Origin of the sequence: Micromonospora sp. NPDC006766, from assembly GCF_040636055.1 — a bacterium.
GTDB lineage: Bacteria > Actinomycetota > Actinomycetes > Mycobacteriales > Micromonosporaceae > Micromonospora.
On the sequence record NZ_JBEYIX010000018.1, the window covers coordinates 17886 to 38381 of the forward strand.

Sequence of the window (20496 nt, forward strand, 5' to 3'; positions counted from 1 at the left end):
CGACAACGCGTTCGGCTAAGCCTTTCGCCTGGAACCCCACGGGACGGCATAGATGCTCGGATTCAGGTCGATCTTCACGACCCGCGACAAACGTAACTATCTGCTACCGCTGGTGCGGGAACAACTGGACCGGTGGATCGCGGACACCAAGGGCTGGGATACGTCTGCGCTTCGCGAGAACCGGTGGACGACCATCGGCGACAGCGTCCGGGCCCTGCTGCTGCAGCACGAAGGGCAGGACGGATCGGCGTCGACTCGCGTGCGGATTGTTGAGACGAAGCCGGACGGTCGGTGGATCGTCCAGCTGACCGCACATGTGCCCAACGCGAAGGAGCGCGCGGCATGGGCCTGGGTCGACATCGAGTCTCCTGACTCCGACAGCGAGGAATCGCGCAGCCGCCCCCGCCGAGCCGGCACCCCCCGCTTCGTCGCGCCGATTCTCGATGTCATCGATGCCTGGGATGGTGCCGCTCGTTTGACGACGCGGCCGATGATCATCCGCGGCGACGAGGTTGACGAGGTGCACCAAGCGTTGCTCGACACGGAACGGCGAGGCGTTGTCTTCCTCGCTGGCAGCGACGATTCGTTGCCGATGGTCCCGTGGGTGGACCTGATCGCAAAGTTGACCCGGTTCACCAAGGGGACGGCCTCGTGCTACGTGCTCGACGGTGAGGCCACGCGGCTGCTGAACGACCGGGTCGGCCATACCCACGCTGTCCTGCCTGGTCGGCTACGTTCCTATCGCTCCCAAGTCCAGCCAGACTCGGCCGTCGACGCCCTGCGGCACAGAGTGCTGGGCACCGAACGAATCCTCGATGACGGCGAGCATGACCGGCTCGCTCGGATCCTTGCCTCCAACGCCCAACTTCAGGCGCTCGAACAGCCCTTGCAGGCGTCGGTGGCGCGGGTACACCGGATGCTGGAGCGCATCGCCGACGACATGTTAGTGAATCGGCTCAGCGATGCCGGTCTCAAACCGGCATCACTGATTCCGTCGCAACCCCGACCGACGGCCCTCGAGGCCCGGAAAAGTGAACCTCGCCAGGACAATATCGGTGTGCAGCAGAGCATGCTGCTCGATTACCTCAAGGTGAAGACAGGCCTCGACGATCTAACCGTTGACGGGATCGACGAAATCGCGCACTGGGTCGAGGCCGGCAGAGCATCCCGGGAGGCTCAGGAGGATATCGCGTCCCGACTGGCACAACTTCAGACCGAACTCGATGAGACGCAGACGGCATACCGAGACGTCATCCGGCAGCTGGAGGACGAGCAACTCGAAAACCGGGAAGCAGTTGATCTTCTCACTCGGTCGGAGGAAACCGTACGGACGCTACGTCACCGGCTGGCGTCAACGGGCCAGGCAGATGTGGCCTGGACGACTCAGCCATCGGAGGAGGACGTCTCCCGACCGGACAGCTTCGGCGAGTTGCTCCGATGGCTGCCGAAACTCGTGCACGTCGAGTTCACCGGCGACCCTGACCATGCCGCGGACCTCGACAGCAAAGACACCCTCGGCTCCTGGGCCTCCAAGACATGGGACGCGTTGCTGGTGCTTCAGGACTATGCGACTGCCAAAGCAGACGGACGCTGGGACCGCGACGTGCACGGCTTCCTTGAGCACACCCCGGACGGCTGCCACGAGTGGCCAACCCGACGCCACGCCCGCGACGAGAGCGAGGAAGTGCGCACTAACCCGGCCTTCTGGAAGAGGCGCGTTTTGCCCGTGCCAACCACCGTCGATCCGACTGGCATGACCTTCATGGGAGCCCACTTCAAGATCGCTCAGTTCGCGATGATCAGTCCTCGGATGCACTACTACGACGACACGGCGCAGAGCGGCCGCATCTATGTCGGTTACATCGGCCGGCACCTGCCAACCGGGCAGACCAACTGACGGCAGTGGCGGCGGCCCGGTTTCGATCAGGGGTAGCACTATCGGGCGACCGACCGCCGGATCAGCTCATCGGTGTCCTCGTCAGCTGCCGCCGCCCACTTCTCGCCGTCACCGAACGGCTGGTAGGCCAGCTTCGCCGGCCGGCCCCGGTGCCCCTGGGTAACACCGTCGACGACGGAGATCTGCCACTCGCCCCGGGCCTTACCAAGCCGGGCCGTCATCCATGGGCCGATCGGGATCCACGAGTCGGTGCCGGGCCGGTACAGGCCGACTGAGTTTTCCACGGGAGAAGTCCTGCTGATCAATTCGGCGCTGGGCAGCACCGGACCGGTGCCGGTAACCCGGAACGCGGAAACCGCGTACCGTTTTCCATCGAATCGAAGGGATTGGGCGATCATCACGGTGCGGTCCGCGATGTGACGTAGAGCTGTGGCGAACTGCTCCAACAGCGGATCGACCTCGTCTAGCATGCGGGCCAACTCGTCGTTGGGGCGCTCCGAGCGGTGACTGACCACATTGCGGCCGGTCTTTACGACGGCGAGCGCGTCCAAGTCGAGACTACGGATGACCTGCCCCGCATACGAGTCTTGCGCCAGCCGCGAGCCGAGCGTCCTCAGCAACTCAACCCACTTGCCTAGCATCATGTGGGGCGCCAGCACCGGCCGGGGCACCCGCGCGTCCGGGTGGCCGTCCAGGAGCTCGCCGAGCCCGACCGCGCCGACGAACCGGAGGGCGTCCTCCAGCGCCGCGTGACCGGCCCGCACCCTCAGGTTGGCCACCGTCTCCGACTCGTAACGCTGCAGGCCGAGCGCCACCGGCAGTGGCAGATGCTGCAGATCGCTGCGGCTTTGCCGGCGTAAATCGGCTAGGACCTCCTCGACAACGGTGGCGAGTTTCTCGGCCGCGTCCGCCTTGGTCACGTACTTGACGGCGCCCCCCACGTTGATCGCCGCAATCGCCTGATCCAGGCTTCCCTCGCCGGAGAGCACCACCACCGGCACCCGGTGGCCCTCCTCCCGCAGCGCCTCAGCAGCCACAACCCGCCCCAGGGCTCGGGTGGCATCTGCAGGTCGGTGACCACGACGTCGTAGTGCCCGGTGCAAAGCCTGGTCAGGGCGTCTTCGCCGTCGTGAGCGATCTCGACCCGGGCGGCGATCGGCTCGAGGTGCCCGGCCATCGTCCGGGCGACGTTCTCCTGATCATCCACGAGCAACGCCCTGACCGTGCGGCGGGGACCTGCCACCGTCTGCGGCATCGCAGCCGGTCCCCGGTAGGGCGCGTTGGAATCCGTCACCTCCTCGCGTGCCAGGTCGATGATCCAGCGTTGGCCGTCGGCGGCGGGGTCGTCGGAGATCGTGGCACCCAGCCGGCGCAGGTCCATGCGGACCAGCCACAACCCCATGCCCGAGCCGTGCTCCTTGGTGCTCGTCACCGTCTCGTCCCGCCAGAAGCTCTCGCGGATTTCGTCCGGCAGCCCCGGGCCGTCGTCGTGCACGACGAGAAACACATGACCTGGCTCGGTGTACCAGTCGACGATGATCCGGCCGCCATCCGGCATCGCCTCGACGGCGTTATTGACGAGATTGTCCAGAGCCCCCCGCAGCAGCGACGGCGAGAGGGTGACCTCACACTGGCCGGACTCGGCGGGTGGGATCAGGCGTATGTTCGCCCTGTTCCTGAGCTCCAGAACCTTGGCGGCGCAGTACTCATCGAGCCAGCGACCGAACTCGACCGTCTCCTCGTCGGCGTTCGCTAGCGCTCGGTTGGTGCGGTCCAGGTGATCGGCCAGATGGACGGCGGCCTCGTGGTGCCGGGCGACATCGGCTAGCCGGCGGAAGCGGGTCACTCGGTCGCTGGCCAGCGCAGCCTTCTGCGCGAGGTCCTCCATGCCGATCAACTCGTTCTTGAGCCGGTGCAGGACGTTCGCCAAGATCTCGACGCCGTCCTGGTCCTGGGAGCTGTGAAGGGCGAGCCTGCCGGCCGCCGTGAAGGACCGGTCGGCAGGGTCGGGGGCGTAGGTGGCGCTCAGCGTCTGCGTGTCCGGTCCGGCGAAGACCGCGAGGCCCGGCGCCATCTCGGCGAGCAGGTCGATCAGAGTGCGGAGACGGTCGGCCGCGCCCGGAGCCGTGGTGGCGCATTCAACCCGGACCCCGTCGGAGAGCCGCCGGAACCGGACCGTCCCGGCGGACGTGTCAGAAAATTGCCGGAGCAGTTCACCGATGGCGGCAGCGTCGGCCGCGGAGAGGGGTGACGCCGACTCAGGGCCCCACACCGGCCAGGAGCCGGCGAGCTCGTCCACCGTCTTCCGTTCTCGGGCGGCGCCAGCCCGTAGCGCGCCCGCCACCGTCAGAAGGAGGTCCCACTGGGGTGCCTTCCGAACCACGACGTTGCCTTCCGGGTCGAGATTCCGCACCCAGGCCGCTAGGTCCCGCAACGCCTGCTCCAGCTTCGGCCGCGGCCGTGGCTTCACAGCGTTGCCGTAGGCGGTCACCAGATGGTCGAAGACCTCGTCGTCGAGGGGGCCGATCAACGAATCAGCCTCCTGCGCCCAGGTGAGGAAGTCGCTGAGGTCGCCGTCCGAGGCGGCCAGCAGACCCAGCCCCAGAACCCCGTCCTCTATACAGCGCCGCAGATCACGGCCCCGCAGCACCGGCAGGCGCCGGGCCAGGCACTGCAGGAGCAGCATGCTCTCCTCCCGCTCCGCAGCGCTCCGGCCGACGCCTCGGAAGTCCGGTCTCAGGGTGAAGAGTCGGTACAACCGCTCTGCGGCCAGCCGGACGGCCTCTTTTTTCCCCGGCGTCGGAGAACCGGTCCGAACGAGTTGGAGCTCGTCGATACGGACTGTGAGGGTCGCGATGAACCGGGAATCGTGCGCCGGGCCGGCGGAGGTATCGGTGGAGGAGGTCTCGCCGCCGAAGATGACACAGAGGCGCTGCAGCCGGCTCAGCTCATCGAGTCCCCGAGCGAGGGTCTCCTGGAGTATCCAACCCCGCAGCGTCTCCGACAGGCCGGCTTCCCCGAAACGCCAGGCGACCGAGACGATCGCCTGAAAAACATCTGCCTTCATGCGGGGCTTGCACTCGGCCTCACCATGACCGCGGAGCACCGCCGATTCCGGCACGAGCCGGTCGAACATGTCGACGTAGCAGCGCTCCGGCAGCGAATGGATCGCGCCGTCCTCGGGTCCCGGCTTGAGCGTGCGGCGCAGCAGGTCGCGGGTGAACTCCGCCGCTGACACCGCTCTAATGACGTAGGACCCGTGGTTAGCCAAAAGCTCGTAGTCGTTCTGCCGAGCCTGACGGACCAACGACTGGTTCTCGTAAGCCCATGACCTGTGGGTGAGTGCCTGCTGCAGGAAGGCCCGGCGTTCCCGAGTGATACGGAGCGTGTTGGCTAGTTCTGCGACTGTGCGTTCCCAAAGCGGAAGGCCCCGCCCCGGTGGGTAGTCACGGGGCTCCTCGGTGAGCCGCGAGACCGAGCGCCCGCCGAGGCGCGCGATGACCTCGTCATAGAGGCCCGTGTTGCGCAGGTATTCCTGGACCGCCAGATCCTTCGCGCCGATTCGTTTCGAGAACTCACCGCGCCCCCGCCGGCCTCGGTCGTCGACGATTTCCACGACGAAGGTCCGCTGGTGATCCGGGCCCTCCTGATGGTCCTGGACCCTGAACTGTTGAACCGACACGGAGCGGGTCAGCTCAGCCCACCAGTTGACGCCGTCCATGAGCACCTGCGGGAGTTCCTGCTCGTAGACGTCCGCCACCAGCCGCTTGACGGTGGCGTAGCCGCCTAGGAGCACCACCACACCGAGGATCTGGTGCATGACGTCCTCGGCCAGGCGCAACGTGCTCCGCCGGTTCGGCTCCTCGCCCTTGCCCAGGTTCATCGACTCGACGACGGTCAGATTGCCAGCGACCCGCTGGGCGACCCGTGCGGGCATGTGGGCGATGACCTGGTTCTGCCTGCTGACCTTGTTCGGACGAGTGCGCTCCACGACCAGGTCGGCTACCGCGAGCGCCAGATGGGTGGCACCCACCTTGCCCAGTGCCGCCAGCGCGGCGACCGAGATCGGCGGCCGGCCGAGCTCGTATAAGAAAGTGGAGTGACAGGCCGCAAGCCGCAACCAGCGCTCCCGCAGCGGGTCGTCGTCGACCCGCCAGCCTCGCTTGCCGAGTTCGGCGACAAGCGAGTCACTGAGCGGCACGTCATCCGCCGCCAGGGTCGGGTTGGGAAGAGAGGCGAGGGCGAGTCGGGACATGCCGGCGGTGTCCTCCAAGTAGCGCAAGGGTAGGGCAACTCTAACCCGGACGGACTTAGCACAAGGGACGGTCCTGAGTGTGGTTCTCGGCCCGTCATGCCCGCAGCGAGCCAGTCCGCTGCGTACCAGCGCACCCGCTCTACATCGACGCTGCCCATGATCCGGCGACGTCGTGACACGTCCCGGTCGAGGTCACCGAAACGAACACGGGCCTCGGTCGTCGGCGGCCAGTGAAAGATCCTGACCGTTGACAGGTGTGATCTCGTACAGGCAGGCCCGCCACACGACGGTTTCCCCACCGCCGGGCACCACCTGGCCGTCACCGGGCCCGCCGCGCAGCAGCACGTCCGCCCCTCCGACCGTATGTGTGCGATTTAGCCACGGACGCGACGTACGAAACTCTGCCGCCCGGCCGGGGCGCTGCGGGCGGAGCTGGTCCCGCAACTGAATCGCTGCGGGGTCGTCGGTGACCTGCGGCCGTAGCTTTTCCACCTGCAATGGCCGTGGCCGACAGCCACGCGTGTCGTTGATGCGTGAAGAAGTCTTTCGGCCGCCGTTGACAAGTCCACGGCGAGATCGCGGCGCGCCCAGGTCATCGCTTAAGCTCGGCGGCGGCCTCGGGCGGCAGCACTGCGATGCGGCAGCGTCAACTGCTGCCTCCGACTCGTCCGATTGAATGCTGGGCATGCGGACAGCGCGATTGTCCGCATGCTGCGGCCCAACGTCATGCCGTCTTTCACCACGCCGTGCTGATCGCTCCTGCTTGCGCTCTTTCGAACCGCGAGTGACCCTATGCGTGCGCGCTGTCCACGCTGCCGTTACCGTTGCTATGGGCCAGCCCGAGGAGGCGGTGTCATGGGTCAGACCCCGCGGGCGCTCCAGCCGTCGTTGTCCGAGCGCCACTTCTTCGGTGCTGAACTGCGGCGCCTGCGGGAGCAGGCCAACCTCTCGCAGGCGCGGCTCGGCGCCATGATCCGCTTCAGTGCTGACCTGGTGCGTCGCGTCGAGACAGCGGACCGCTTCCCCTCGCAGGAGTTCGTCGAGGCCTGCGACAAGGCGCTGGCGACCGACGGTGCCTTGATGCGGCTGCTGCCGCTGCTCGAACAGACGCGAAACAGCGAGCGCGTGCCCGCGGCTGCCTCACCAACGAGCCACGCCGGAAGCATCAGCTTGTCGCCCACCTCTTCGGCCGAGACACCGGGCTTGGCGGACATGGTCAAGCGGGTGCCGTTCCAGCCAGGCGTCCTCGATCGTGCGGCACTGGACTGGCTGAACGCTCCCGCCGGTCCGCGACTGCCCATAACCAGACAACCCAATTCGCCCGATCAGGTCTCCGAAGAGGATCTCTTCTCCGCTGAGACCGCTCTGGCGATGTTCCGACAGTTGGACCACACGCACGGAGCGGGACGAGTCCACGACCAGGTACAACGGTACGTCGAAAGCGAGCTGAACCGCCTGCTGGCAAACACGCCCGCCTCGGAAGCGATCGGCCAGCAGCTAAACACGCTGGCGGCGGGCTTCTTCGAGCTGTGCGGATACCAGGCAGTCGACACCGGCGCCCACGGTCTTGCCCAGCGCCGGTACCTACGTGCGCTGCAGCTGACGCAGTCGGCCGACGACCGCCTCTACGGCAGCTATCTGCTCGCCGTGAACGTCGGCCACCTCGCGCTGCACTGCGGTCATCCCGAGGCGTCGCTGCGAATGGCGCTCACGGCGGTCAGAGGAAGTGAGATTCAGGCGACGCCAGCCGTAACTGCCGCGTTACATGCCGTGGTAGCGCGGGCACACGCCCGCCTCGGTCGAGAAAGCGATTGCCTGACCCACCTCGACATCGCCGACGGGCAGTTGAACCGCAGCAACACGGAGGACGAGCCAGTTTGGATCCGATACTTCACCCCGGCGTACCTGGCGGACGAGATCGCCCACTGCTTCCACGACCTGGGTAGGCCGCAGCAGACCCAACGGCATCTGGGCGACGCCCTCGCCACGCTGAGTCCCACACACGTCCGGCGACTCGCCATCGACACCGCACTACTCGCGTCGTCACTGGCTGCCGCCGGACGCATCGACGAAGCCTGTTTCACTGCTCGCGAGGCGGTGGACCACGCCGCGAAGACCGCCTCGCACCGCTGCTTGCAGCGCATCGTCGAGGTACAGGCCGACCTTGAGCCCTACCGGTGTGAACCGGAGGTTCGTGAGTTCGGCGAGTACGTGCGCCATCAGCTACCGCTAGCGACCTTGTGATCCCTCAACTGGTCGCTCCGGCCGCCATCACCTTGCGGTAGTGGGCTAGTTCCGCCTCCAGCGCCGCACCTGCCCGAGCGGACGTCGCCACGTAGTGGCCGACATCGGGAAGAAGGAGCAGCCTGTGGGGAGCGTTGCGGGCCGTTAGCTGGTCGGCAAGTTCCCGAACATCCTCTACCACGGCCACGTCATCGGCGGTGCCGTGGATGAACAGCACAGGTCGCTGGACGCCGGAGGCCCGAACCCGCCCAGCGCCGCCCCGCAGCCGCAGAGCGTGCGCGCGCTGGAACCGAGGCACGGTTTCCGCCCACCGATCAGGATCTACGATCGCTGAGACGGCAGTGGCGGCGGCGAACGGACCGGTCTGCGCCACGGCGTGCAGCGCCGTGTATCCGCCGGCGCTGGCACCGCGAATGAAGATCTGCCCCGGCACGGCTCGTCCTGTCGCCAGCAAGTGTTCCGCCACTGCCGCGCAGTCATGGACGTCGTCCAGGCCCCACCGGCCGTACAGCGACTCCCGGAAGACCCGGCCGTACCCGGTGCTGCCCAGGTAGTCGACATCCACGACTGCGAACCCACGACTCGTAAAGAACTGCGCCTGCCAGTCCAGGCGCAGCAGGCAGGAGGCGGTGGGCCCAGGATGAGCCCGAACGATCACGGGTGCCTGCCAGTCCGCCGTCGGGCCTGCAGGCGGATATACCAGGGCCACGACGTCGCGGCCGCGCATGGCCTGAACCCGCAGTTCCGTCGGCGTGGACACCTGAGCCCCGGAGAGTTCGGCGTGCTCGGCCCTCGCGACCACCTCCACCCGCGGCTCGCCATCGACCAGGTCAACCAACGCGACCTGCGGCGCCGCGGTCGGCGACGCCCCGATCAACGCCACCCTCGTCCCCTGAGCGACCAGGTAGGGCTTGATCGACGTGTACGGAAGGCCGACGGAACGAACGGCGCCGCCCGGGCTGATGATGACGAGGCGGTGTCGCGGCCCCTCCTGCACCGCCACGACGATCCGTCCGTCGTCAAGGAAGTCGTACGACGCGTAACCCAGCTCCCACGGCTCTGCGGCGCATTCCCCCGCGATAGCTGCCACCGCTTCGACCTTATGGCCATCCCACCGGAACAGGTTCCACCAGCCGGTGCGGTCCGACATGAAGTACAAGGCCCCATCAGGCCCCCACCGCGGCTCCACCGCCGACTCATCCGGGCCTCCGGCGACCTTCACCGGATTCCCGGCGTGCCCGCGCGGCGAATAGGTGGCAACCCACACTTCACACGCGTCCCAGGGCATGTCGCGTTCATTCCAGGCGCACCAGGCCAGTGATCCTGGGCCCGGTCGAGGCGCACCGAGGAAGCCGCTGCTCGCGAGGAGGGTTCGCGGCTGCGGTGAACCCGTGAGTGGCACCGCAATCAACTCATCGCCGTGCTCAGACTCCCGCACCGCTAGCAGCTCACCGTCACCGACGGTCAGATCTCCGAGGGATGCCGGCAGGATCAACTCGAGCTCATCGCCATGGCGACGGCTCCGGTAAAGGCCATCGTCGCCGACGCACCACAAGGTTCCCCCGGCAACAGCGAAAGATCCACCACCGTACGCGTGAATGCCGCTGGTGACGTTGAAACCCGCAGGGCTGACGTCTCGCGTACCCTCGCCGCGCCGCCAGCGCGTTACTGTCGCGGCCCCGCCAGCGTCGGGGCGAGCCTCCAACCAATAGAGCGACCCATCGCAGGCGCGAAGCTGGTCATAGCTGACGGACGCTCGGACAGCGTCCGCCACCGAGACAGCGGCGACGCTATCCGCCAGCCTCACGGGCCCCTCCTCGAGTAGGAACTGCGTGCCGCAGCCCGAACGGCAGCCGTCCGCCTCATCCGACCTCCGCAGCGTTGGCGCAGCGGCCTCGGCGGCTTCCGCCCGCCAGTGCGAGTGCTCCTCGGACACAGCCGACTCTACGTCCGAACCTACCGCGCCTCGCCGCTGGGCGTCCTGTCCCCACTGCCCGTCGCACCAGCACCTCAACGACGACGACTTCGATGCGGACAATCCCCGCTGTCCGCATTTCCGGTATCGACTCGGCCAATTAGCACGAGCGACCATTTCGGCAGTGCAAGCCATTCACTGATTGTTCAGTAATTGACGTTCCAGTCACCGAGAACATCGGCTTCGTGGAAGGGTGCGATGCAATTGCAGAAGGAGCTGACGCGCTACGACTGCCGCCACGAGCTGGCAGGACGGCTGCGCTTCCGTGACCCGATCGCCTACGGCCTCATCCGCCAACAGCCGTTTCCACCGGCGGCAGTTCACCCGCGCTGTGCACCGACGCCTTACGGGATCGGCTCATGACCGGAGAGCAGTTGACGGTCCCGCGCCGGTTCGCCTTGCTGAGATATAGCGACGGCGATGACAGCCCGGCAGTGGTCGCCTGGGGTATCGAGCTGCCCAACGGATCCGCCGTCTCCGTCGGGCTCGACGGCCAGGCGGTCGCCGTATGCAGCAGAGCCGAACATTGCGAGCTCATCCACGGTGCCGAGCTGTCCTGGATCGATGGCGAGGTCGGTGACTCCGAGAAGAGAGCCTCGCTATGAAGGCCGTTGGCATGAACGAGAGCCAGTACGCCCAGCAGGCGCCCTCGGACAGCGACTTCCATGCGACCGCGCGCATGGTTCTGGACATCCATCGGGATGACAACGGCTTCTGTCTCGGCTGTTACGTCTACTTCTACCAACTCAAACCGTTCCCCTGCGAGTACTACTCCTGGGCTGCGCGAGTCATCGCCACCTACCCAAGGGCGGCTCCCTCGGCCGGCAGAGCACCCGTTCGCAATCGTCAGCCCGTGCCGTCCCTTCAACTGGCGCAACCGGCGACCGCCTCCGCCTGCGACGACACGGTGGTCATCCGCCGGCAGTAGCAGCCAACCCGCCGAGCCATCGGCACCTCGATCTCCAGTTGAATCGGCGGTAGCGGCGACCGTCCCAAAGACGCGGACGCCGAGCTTCATCGCAGGCCAGGTCGGCCCGCAGAACTTCGAGAAGGAGGCGCACATGGCAAACGACACCCTGGAGCTGAGCGCGACGGGCACCGACGACGAGTTCGACCTCGACGTCAGCCTGCTGGAGGTGGCGGACGTCGCCAGCCTGGTCAACCTGACCGACGACGGCTGCGGCAGCGCCTGCACCACAAACGTCGCCTGATCAACGGGCTCCGCAAGGCCGCCGGCCGGCACCCGCGAGCGCCCAGCACCGGCCGGTAGCCCCTGTCTCGCCGAGGTAATCACGTGAGCCGTTCCGGAGACTCCCCCGCCTATCGGTCGATGGACGCGGCGCTTGTCCGGGCCGTCGCCCATCCGGCGATCGAGCTGCCCCCGTGGCCAGATTTGACCGACCCCCGCCCTGACCTCGTGCCATCCTGGATCACCTGGCTACGACAGGTCTGGGCCATCGAAGCCGTGGCCGAGGCGGTCACGCTCTCCAGCCCGGTGCTCGCGCAGCAGGTCGGCCGGCTCTGCGCGGGGGAACCATCTTCCGTACGCGAGGCGCGGCAAACGGTCCACGCCATCGCCCGGTACGCGCAGCGTCTGCTCGGCCATCCCACGCCGCTCGGGCTCCTCGACGGCGTGGCACTCGCCGTGTTCGGGTCACGCGCACCCACCCGGTGGGGCTCGTCTCATCGGGCAATCGCCCGGGCTGGTTCCGCCTGGCTCAACGACGTGATCGCCCATCTCGAAGGGTGCCCGGAGCTGCTGTCCCGACTTCCGGTGGTCGCGAACAGCACGATGACGGTCCGCGATGACCGGCTGGTCGTCCCCTATAAGCCGCAACCGCGGCCCGACGGGCGGCTGAGAGCGGTGGACGTTTCCCTGCGCCATACCGCGCCGGTACGTGCCGCCATCAAGGCGGCCCGTAGCCCGATTCGGGTGGAAGTCCTTGCCGCCCAGCTCCGCGGGGCGTTTCCGCAGGCGTCTGCGGCAGTCGTTATGGCGATGCTCACCGAGTTGATCGCGCACGGCGCTCTCATCACGGGCCTGCACGCTCCCAGCACAGAGCCGGACGCGCTGGGACACCTGGTGCGCCAGCTCGAGGATTTCGGCGCTGGAACGGGTACGCCCGTCGCTGGCATCGTCACCGCTCTCCAGGAGATCCACGCCGGGCTGCAGCGCCATAACACGTCGCAGCAGGACGACGCCGCAGCGACCCGGGGACTGGTGGCGTTTCGGATGCGCGGCCTCGCCCTCTCCGAACACGAGCCGCTCGCGATGGATCTCCGACTGGACGCCTCCGTGGCACTCCCCGATCAAGTGGCGAGAGAGGTCGAACGCGCCGCGCTGGTGCTGACGCGATTGAGCGCATACCCATACGGCACCGGCGCGTGGCGGGCCTACCACCAGCGCTTCTATGAGCGCTACGGGATCGGCTCGCTGGCGCCGTTGCGGGAGGTCATCGACCCAGACAGCGGCATCGGCCTGCCGGACGGCTACCCGGGCAGCCCGGCCACGGATCCTCGTTCGCCGATGTCCCGGCGTGACGAGGTGCTGCTCGGCGTGGCGCAGCGAGCAGCACTGGACGGCGCCAGCGAGGTCGTCCTCGACGAAACACTGATCGGGCAACTGGAGCTGGGCCCGCAGCGGCTGCGCCTACCTCCGCACCTGGAGACGTGCGTACGCGTGCAGGCCTCCGACGAGAAGGACCTGGCGCGCGGCAAGTTCACGATCGAAGTCACCTCTGTCTCCCCGACGGCTGGGAAGCTCACGGGCAGGTTCCTCAGCGTGCTGAGACCGAGGGACGCGGCAGGGCTGGCCGCCGGCTTGAGCGACCTGCCCGCCGGAGACCGGCACACCGTGCCCGCCCAGGTGTCGTTCCCGCCGCTGGATCCCGCGACCGCGCACGTCGCGCGCGCCGTTCAGGTGCTGCCGACGGTCATCAGCCTCGCCGAGCACCGGTGGCCACGCCGGTCGGTGCTCACCGTCGACGACCTGGCGGTGGGGTGCGACGACCGACGCATGTACCTCGCGGTGCCGGACCGCGGCCGCCGGATCGAGGCGGTCGGCATGCACGCGCTGAACCTGCGAACCCACACCCCGCCGCTGGCCCGGTTCATCATGGAGGTCGGGCGGGCCCAGTGCGCTCAGGTCACGGCCTTCGACTGGGGCGCCACCGCCCGGACCAAGCTGCCCTTCCTGCCCCGGGTGCGGTACGGGCGGGCGATCCTGGCCCCGGCGACCTGGCGACTGGAAGCCGCCGAGCTGCCCGACCGTGACCAGCCCTGGTCCTCCTGGGACGAGGACTTCGACGTATGGCGGGCTCGCCTGCGGTTGCCGCGCCTGGTGCACCTGGTCGAAGCCGACCGGCGGCTGCCCTTGGACCTCGATGAGTCGGCACACCGGGTCCTGCTGCGCAGCCACCTGTTCACCGCGCCCCGCGCGGTCCTCGTGGAAGCGCCCACTCCGGAGGATCTCGGGTGGTGCGGCGGCCGCCCACACGAGGTCATCGTCGCGCTGCGCGCCACCGCGCCGCTGCCCTGACCGCCCCTGCCCGCGCCGACCCCGGCCCGCGTCATCGGGCGCGACCGGGGGCAGAGTCCGGCCGCCTCGCGGATCCTGCTCGCGAAGCTGTACGGGGACATCCGCCGCCAGGACCTCCTGCTCGCCCAGCACCTGCCCCAGGCTTCTTCGGCCCGGAGCCGGTCATGAGCCCCGCGTACGAGGACCACCATCTGGCCGTCGCGGTCGCCGACTTGGTCGCCGATTCCGACGCCGCCGGTCTGCCCGTCCACCAACCGTGGTAGCGGCAGTCGCTCGCCCTCGGCGTACTCGGGATCGCGCTGCTGCGCGTGGAGCTGGCAGCGGCGGGGCTAAGACCGTGGCAACGCGCCCATCACTGGCTCACCGCCGCTACCAGGCACCTGGTAACGGCAGGCGCCCACAGCCATCCCTTCCACGGCGCACCCGCGCTGGCCCGCGTCCTCGGCCCCTGTCTGCCAGGGCGAATCCAGCTGCGAGGCCGACCTCGTCAGCACCGTGAGAGTCGGCCGGCCGCTACGAATTTGGGTCGGCGGCCCGTCCGTGCGTCATCTAGAGATGGGAGCGCGGGGGGATGGCAGGCGCGGTCATTGTCAGGTATCGGTAGCCGAGTTCGGTGAGCCTGTCGGCGTTGAGGCAGTGTCGTCCGTCGAGGACGAGCGGTGAGCGCATCGTGGGGGCGAACTTGGCCCAGTCGAGGTCACGGTAGTGCGACCATTCGGTGGCGACCACGATGGCGTCGGCGTCATCGAACACGTCTTCGACGCGGTCGGCGAGGTGCTCGGCCAGGGCGGGTTGTTCGCGACGAAAACGGTCGGCGGCGACGGGGTCGTGCAGGGTGATTCGGGCGCCGCGTTGGAGGAGCAGGTTCGCGATATCGATGGCCGGCGAGTCGCGCAGGTCGTCGGTGTCCGGTTTGAACGCGAGGCCGAGGATGCCGATCTTTCGGCCTTTGATGATGTGGAGTTCGTCGAGGAGCCGGTCGACGACCTTGGTGCGCTGGCGGTGGTTGACGTCGCGGGCGGCGGTGACGATCGGCATGGCGAGGTGGTACTCGCCGGCGGTGGCGATGAGCGCTGCGGTGTCCTTGCCGAAGCAGGATCCGCCCCAGCCGATGCCGGGGTTCAGGAAGCGGGGGCCGATGCGGGCGTCGAGGCCGGTGCCACGGGCGACTTCGCGGATGTCGGCGCCGACCTTGCCGGCGATGGCGGCGATCTCGTTGATGTAGCTGATCTTGAGGGCGAGGAAGGCGTTAGCCGCGTATTTGATCAGCTCGGCTGAGGCCAGGTCGGTGGAGACCAGCGGCACGGCGCCAACGCCGGCAGGGCGGGGCAGCATGGTGGGCGGGTTGAAAGACTGGTTGAGGATGGGGCGGTAGAGCTGGTTAAGGACGTCCAGGCTGTCTTGGCTATCGGAGCCGATGACGATCCGGTCCGGGTACAGGGTGTCGGCGAGCGCGGTGCCCTCGCGGAGGAACTCGGGGTTCGACGCGACCGCGAATTGCCCGTCGGGACGGTGGCCGTGGTGGCGTTCGTACGCTTCGCGCAGGATCGCGTCGACCCAGTTGCCGGAGCCGATCGGGACGGTGCTCTTGTTGACCACGACGGTGAAGTCGCCGCGAAGGTGCTGGGCGACGCTTTCGGCGGCGGATCGTAGGTACTGCAGGTCGGGGTTGCCGTTGTCCAGTTGCGGGGTCTGCACGGCGATGAACACGACGTTGGCGTCGGGTACGCCGACGGCGTAGTCGGTGGTGAAGGTCAGGTGGGAGAGCGCTTGTTCGAGGAGCGCTTCCAGGTGCGGCTCGTAGATCGGGCAGTGGCCGGCGCGGAGGATGTCGATCTTCTGCTGGTCGAGGTCGATGCAGGTGGTGTCGTGGCCCAGGTAGGCCAGGCTGACACTGGTGGTGAGACCGACGTATCCGGTGCCGACAACGCAGACCTTCATTGAGCGTTTCCTCTTCCCGTCAGCCATACCGACTGTGGTGATCCGGTTCGGGATGTCAGTGGTGCCGCTGCTCAGCGACGTCAACGGGCGCCACCGTTCTACTGCGGTGGTCGTCCGGCGTGTAGCCGGACCCCGCCTGCTGCACGCCGGAATGATACATACCGGGGGCAATCGGCGGGCCGTGTCTCAGCCGGACATACGGGTCAGGAAGCGGCGGGTCCGCTGCTGTTCAGGTGCCCGAGCAGGGTGTCCTTCTGGTGGAGATAGTCGCGGTTTGCGGGGGTGACGAAACCGGAGAGTGGGACGCGGTCGACGGCGATCCCGGCGGTGCGCAGGGCGGAAATCTTGTGGGGATTGTTGGTGGCGAGGTGGACGGCGGTGACGTCGAGCCAGGTCAGCGCGTCGGCGGCGGGCCGGTAGTCGCGGGCTTCGGCGGGGGCGCCGACGGCGGCATTCGCGGCGACGGTGTCGTATCCCTGGTCCATGAGGGTGTAGGCGCGGATCTTGGCGGCGAGGCCGATGCCGCGGCCTTCGTGGCGCAGCAGGTAGAGCAGGATCCCGTAGTCGGATGTGCCGATCATGTGCAGGGATGTGGCCAGCTGAGGGCCGCAGTCGCATTTGAGTGATCCGAGCAGGTCACCGGTGGCGCAGGCGCTGTGCATCCGTACCAGCGGGATCCGCTGGTCGGCGGGGTGGGGGCGGTGGACGGCGGCGAGGACTTCTTCAGGCCCGGCCTGAGGGCCGAAGACGTGCAGTTGGAAGTGTCCGTGTGCGGTGGGGAGGTCGCAGCCGGCGAGCCGGACGGTGGTGTTCATGTCGTCTCCTCTGTGGCGGTGCTGTCGAGTGTGGGCTTGTGGGCGATGAGCAGGATGTGTTCGGACATGCCGAGCAGTGAGGGTTCTGCCTCGATGCGGCGGATCGCGCGCAGGAGCAGGTCACGGCGGTGTGGGTCGCGGAGGCGGTCGGCGAGGTCGGGCAGCAGTTTCGCGGCGCCTTCGACCGCGAGAAGGGCGTGCGGGCGCAGGCCGGCGGTGGTGGCTTCTGCGGCGAGGTCGTCCGGGGTGTGGAAGTAGCCGGTGGTGAACAGCCGTCGGTCACCGGTCGGGTTGCGGTGTTGCCCGTCGCGCAGATGCCGGGCCAGGATCGCCTCCACATCCGGGTCGTCGTAGAGGTTCTTGGCCAGGTATTCCCAGGTGGTGTAGAAGCGGGACGTCGCCGCGGCGGCGACCACGCCGCCCGGGACGAGCACGCGGTGCGCCTCGGCCCAGGCGCGGACGCGGTCGGCGGCGCTGGTGAGGTGATACAGCGGGCCGAGCAGAAGAACGGCGTCGCAACTGCCGGAGCCGAGCGGCACCCGACGCGCGTCCCCGTGCAGGATCGACGCCAACGGCGCCTCGGCGTGGGCGGAAGTGGTAGCGGCTTGCTCCAGATGCAGGGGGACGGGGTCCACGAGGTGGACGCCGTAGCCGTCCGCGGCCAGGCCAAGCGCGTACGCGCCGGGTCCGCCGCCGACGTCGGCGACCGTGCCCGCTGGGGGAAGGTGACGGGTCAGGATGTCGCGGGTGCGCAGGTACTCGATGTGGCGGCGCGGGTCGCTCAGGCGTGCCTGCTCGGCCCCGTGGGCGTAGAAGGCGAGGATCTCCGGGGTGATGCCCTCCCCCACGGCCGCGTCGGGCGTACGGCTGGTCACGCTGCCGCCTCCGGCGCGTCGCGTTCCAGCACCGCGAGGAAGCCGTCCTGGAACTGTCGGCGCAGGCGGGTCTGCTGCGCCGACATGATCGGGCCGCGGAAGCGGTCGAGGATCGAGGCGACGCCGCCTCCGATCGCGGGGCTGCTGCCGATGGCGCTGAGCAGCTTGAACTGCATCACGAGGTACACCGGCGGATGGCCGCGCCAGCTGCCCAGTTGCGGTGGGGACCAGAATCCGAGGTGGTAGTCCAAGCCGGCCAAGGTCAGGCAACGGTTTGCGAGGTCCATGTCGGCCCGCATCAGGTCCATCTCGTTGGCGGTGACGTCCCGTAGCAACGACCTCAGCATGGCCAGGCCTCGCCGGCTGGGTTCGGACAGCCAGGCGAGTTCGTTGAGGTTCGCCGTGACCTGATCGGGCGGCAGCAGCTCTGGCCGGGTCCACGGCGGTGACGCCGCCGGGCTACCGGTGAAGCACTCCCGCAGCTGCCCGTACGCGCCTGCGGCCACGTCGTGGAGATCAACGAGAAGCCGCGCGCAGGCGGGATCGGACAGGAAGTCCCAGTCCGGAAGGGCGATCTTGAATCCGACCGGGCCACCAGACAGTTCCGTGTCCCCGGCCAGCCGGCAGCCGGCGGGCAGCGCCTGCGTACGGTACGCGTCACCCATGACCTGCGCGGCGAGGTGCGCGATGGGGTCGACCAACGCCCGTCGCCGGTTCACGTCGTGCACCTCGCTGAGCGGCACGATCGAGGTGTCGCGGTAGGCGGTGGCGGGCCAGCAGTTGAGGTGCCAGTGCATCCGCTTGTCCCACCACTGCCCGTTGTCTCGGTCGGTCGTGGACGGGTCGTAGTTCGTGCCGATCATCAGCTGCGCCCCGTCGAGACCGAAGCGGCGCCGGGTCGAGGAGGCGTGGATGTAGCGGACGAACTGCCCGCAGAAGGTGAGCAGCGCCGTCAGCATGGCCTTGGGGACATCACCGACCGATGACGCGATGACTCTGTCGTCGCCGAGCGTGGCGAGCAGCATCATGTCGTAGACGCTGTGCGGGAACGCCTTGTCGATGACGGCGATCCGGTCCCCGGAGTTTCCGGCCGGGTATTCGCGCAGAATGTTGGGGCCGTAGTGGTCGCGGTAGTGCGGGCTGAGGTTACGTACGTCCGGTGGCGGTGCGGCCAGTCGCGGCATCGGGAGGCTGGGGATGACCGGCAACGTCATCGCGGACGCTGGGTAGAGCGGCCCGAACCGGTCCGCGACCGGGCGGCGGGTCGTGGCGGCGGTCATGCCGGCTTGCCGTTCGCGATGGCGTCGCCGGCGGCAACGCCCATCATGGCGGCCTGCACGATGCCTTGGGCGATCCCGGCGGCATCACCGACCACGAAGATCGGCAGGCCCGGCACCTTACAGTCCTCGTCAACCGGGACCCGGTCCCACAGGAACTCGACCTCCGGCCCGATCACGAGCACGTCGTCGGCAAGATCATCCACGGACATGCCAGCGCCGGCGTGGTTCAGGATCGAACCCATGACGCGGCGGAAGCTTTCGATCAGGCTGGCGTGCTCGGAGCCGGTGAACAAGCTGTCAAGCCGTCCGGTACTCAAGTCCTTGACGGACGGCTCGAACGTCACCGCCGCAGCCAACTCCGGCCAGCTCCGCGGCTCGGCCGTCTTGGCCATGAACGCGCGCAGGCTCTGCGCGACCGGCCGGCCCGTGCTGAGCCGCCAGTAGTCGGACAGGATCTCGGCGCGGACTTCGGCGCTGGTGCCGGGTCGGGCGAGCTGGCACAACAGGCCGAAGTTGGCCGCCAGCGGCCGTGCGCCCGGGACGCGTTCGGTGGTTTCGTGCCCGTCGAGAGTGATCACCTCGCGCCCGAACGAGCTCTGGTAGTTGGTGAACTTGATCCGGCCACCGTTCGGGCCGCCACAGAAACAGAACGTTTTTGTCTTCCGGTCCACCTGCTCCAGCTGGGTGATCTTCAGATCGGGGTGCTCGACGCCGATCTCGGCCAGCACCTCGGCCCTCGTTTCGAGACGCACGCCGAGCGACATGTCCGGCGCGATCGTCTGCACCCCGAACGCCGTCAGGAGGTTCTGGGTGCTGGTCACCCCGTGCCGGCCCGTGGCCAGCACCAGATGCGCTGTCTCGACCGTGACGGGGCCACCGTGCGTCGCCACCGTCACCGTCAGGCGGTCCCCGTTGAGGGCAGCGGCGAGCAGTTCCGACTTCTCCCACACGGTCAGAGCGTCGTCGCGGAAGCCATGCAGCGCCGTGAGCATGTCCCGGACCTGCGTCTCCCCCAAGACCGCGACCGGGTACTCCCGGATGGCCAGGCCGTTACCGGCGAACGCCTCGATCACCGGCGCGCCAAGCCTCGTGCCGTGCAGCACCGGCTGCTCCGGCAGTGGCGCGGTCAGGAACTGGAACGCGCGCTCGCACAACTCGCCGGCGCGGTCCTCGCCGAAGTGATCGATGAGGCGGCGGCCGGACGGCAGCAGGCTCAACTTCACCCCGTCGCCGTAGTGCACACAGCCACCGAAGCCGCTGATCACGTTGCAGATCCCGGCGCACCCCGTGCAGCGCAGCCCTCGGTCGACCGGGCACGGCCGATTCCGCAACCCCCGCCCGGCCTCCAGCAGCAGCACCCGCCGGCCCGGGGCCTGGCGCGCGACCGTGTGGGCGCAGGCCAGACCACCCGGGCCGGCACCGACGACAACAACATCGACGAACATGGCGATCCTTCCGCGAGCAGGCATGAAGCCACCGGACCAGGCACGGCAGCTCGATGTCCGGCCGCACCCGCTCATCGACTGTCAACGCTGTCGAGCGTCTGGGGCAGAGATCGACGCGGTGCCATCGGTGCGGTTCGCGCGGAACATGGTGCGGATGGTGCGTTTCCTTTTCCGCCAGTAATCGGGCCGCTACTGTCGACGCGGCCGTACCTCCGGCATCCGGAAGAGAGG

General features: G+C 68.2%; 16 protein-coding genes. 7 read left to right on the forward strand and 9 right to left on the reverse strand.

Going from position 1 to position 20496, the window contains the following annotated elements:
* Window positions 1-52 precede the first annotated feature (52 nt).
* Complete coding sequence (locus tag ABZ671_RS17290; protein ID WP_357858385.1) at window positions 53-1897, forward strand: hypothetical protein; 1845 nt, start codon at window positions 53-55, stop codon at window positions 1895-1897.
* A gap of 38 nt (window positions 1898-1935) precedes the next feature.
* Here ABZ671_RS17290 and ABZ671_RS17295 read toward each other — a convergent pair whose 3' ends face one another.
* The 3 genes from ABZ671_RS17295 to ABZ671_RS17305 all read right to left on the reverse strand — a co-directional run bounded on the left by ABZ671_RS17295 (window position 1936) and on the right by ABZ671_RS17305 (window position 6497).
* A complete protein-coding gene (locus tag ABZ671_RS17295; RefSeq protein ID WP_357858388.1) occupies window positions 1936-2898 on the reverse strand; it encodes a hypothetical protein in 963 nt (320 codons plus the stop codon).
* Window positions 2814-6170 (reverse strand): ATP-binding protein, encoded by a 3357-nt coding sequence (locus tag ABZ671_RS17300; protein WP_357858391.1) that lies wholly within the window; start codon window positions 6168-6170, stop codon window positions 2814-2816. Before ABZ671_RS17300 ends, ABZ671_RS17295 begins: the two co-directional genes overlap by 85 nt.
* Window positions 6171-6344: 174 nt before the next feature.
* On the reverse strand, window positions 6345-6497 hold the full coding sequence (locus ABZ671_RS17305) for a hypothetical protein (protein WP_357858394.1): 153 nt from the start codon (window positions 6495-6497) through the stop codon (window positions 6345-6347).
* Between the two features lie 510 nt (window positions 6498-7007).
* Between ABZ671_RS17305 and ABZ671_RS17310 the strand changes: the two genes are divergently transcribed.
* Window positions 7008-8396, forward strand: a complete 1389-nt coding sequence (locus ABZ671_RS17310; RefSeq protein WP_357858397.1) for a helix-turn-helix transcriptional regulator — start codon at window positions 7008-7010, stop codon at window positions 8394-8396.
* Between the two features lie 4 nt (window positions 8397-8400).
* Here the strand turns inward: ABZ671_RS17310 and ABZ671_RS17315 are convergent, their stop codons facing one another.
* The gene (locus ABZ671_RS17315) at window positions 8401-10203 is read right to left on the reverse strand and encodes a prolyl oligopeptidase family serine peptidase (RefSeq protein ID WP_357858400.1); all 1803 of its coding nucleotides are present in this window, start codon (window positions 10201-10203) and stop codon (window positions 8401-8403) included.
* 366 nt (window positions 10204-10569) lie between these two features.
* Here ABZ671_RS17315 and ABZ671_RS17320 point away from each other — a divergent pair, with 366 nt between their 5' ends.
* The 5 genes from ABZ671_RS17320 (at window position 10570) to ABZ671_RS17340 (ending at window position 13909) form a co-directional block, all read left to right on the forward strand.
* Entirely contained in the window at window positions 10570-10734 is a 165-nt protein-coding gene (locus tag ABZ671_RS17320) for a hypothetical protein (RefSeq protein WP_357858403.1), read from the forward strand.
* A complete protein-coding gene (locus ABZ671_RS17325; RefSeq protein ID WP_357858406.1) occupies window positions 10731-10976 on the forward strand; it encodes a hypothetical protein in 246 nt (81 codons plus the stop codon). Before ABZ671_RS17320 ends, ABZ671_RS17325 begins: the two co-directional genes overlap by 4 nt.
* Window positions 10977-10987: 11 nt before the next feature.
* Window positions 10988-11299, forward strand: a complete 312-nt coding sequence (locus tag ABZ671_RS17330) for a hypothetical protein (RefSeq protein ID WP_357858409.1) — start codon at window positions 10988-10990, stop codon at window positions 11297-11299.
* A 133-nt stretch (window positions 11300-11432) separates the two neighbouring features.
* Window positions 11433-11582: an FxLD family lanthipeptide gene (locus ABZ671_RS17335; RefSeq protein WP_357858412.1), complete on the forward strand. Its 150-nt coding sequence runs from the start codon at window positions 11433-11435 to the stop codon at window positions 11580-11582.
* An 83-nt stretch (window positions 11583-11665) separates the two neighbouring features.
* Complete coding sequence (locus tag ABZ671_RS17340; protein ID WP_357858415.1) at window positions 11666-13909, forward strand: lantibiotic dehydratase family protein; 2244 nt, start codon at window positions 11666-11668, stop codon at window positions 13907-13909.
* A gap of 549 nt (window positions 13910-14458) precedes the next feature.
* Here the strand turns inward: ABZ671_RS17340 and ABZ671_RS17345 are convergent.
* The 5 genes from ABZ671_RS17345 to ABZ671_RS17365 form a co-directional block, all read right to left on the reverse strand.
* The gene (locus tag ABZ671_RS17345; RefSeq protein WP_357858418.1) at window positions 14459-15850 is read right to left on the reverse strand and encodes a UDP-glucose/GDP-mannose dehydrogenase family protein; all 1392 of its coding nucleotides are present in this window, start codon (window positions 15848-15850) and stop codon (window positions 14459-14461) included.
* A 203-nt stretch (window positions 15851-16053) separates the two neighbouring features.
* The gene (locus tag ABZ671_RS17350) at window positions 16054-16665 is read right to left on the reverse strand and encodes a GTP cyclohydrolase II (RefSeq protein WP_357858421.1); all 612 of its coding nucleotides are present in this window, start codon (window positions 16663-16665) and stop codon (window positions 16054-16056) included.
* On the reverse strand, window positions 16662-17540 hold the full coding sequence (locus ABZ671_RS17355) for a class I SAM-dependent methyltransferase (protein ID WP_357858424.1): 879 nt from the start codon (window positions 17538-17540) through the stop codon (window positions 16662-16664). The genes ABZ671_RS17350 and ABZ671_RS17355 overlap by 4 nt, the downstream gene beginning before the upstream one ends.
* Window positions 17537-18820, reverse strand: a complete 1284-nt coding sequence (locus ABZ671_RS17360; RefSeq protein WP_357858428.1) for a hypothetical protein — start codon at window positions 18818-18820, stop codon at window positions 17537-17539. The genes ABZ671_RS17355 and ABZ671_RS17360 overlap by 4 nt, the downstream gene beginning before the upstream one ends.
* Window positions 18817-20289 carry an FAD-dependent oxidoreductase gene (locus tag ABZ671_RS17365; protein WP_357858431.1) on the reverse strand — a complete coding sequence of 491 codons (1473 nt, stop codon included), beginning with the start codon at window positions 20287-20289 and terminating at the stop codon, window positions 18817-18819. The genes ABZ671_RS17360 and ABZ671_RS17365 overlap by 4 nt, the downstream gene beginning before the upstream one ends.
* Between the last annotated feature and the right edge of the window lie 207 nt (window positions 20290-20496).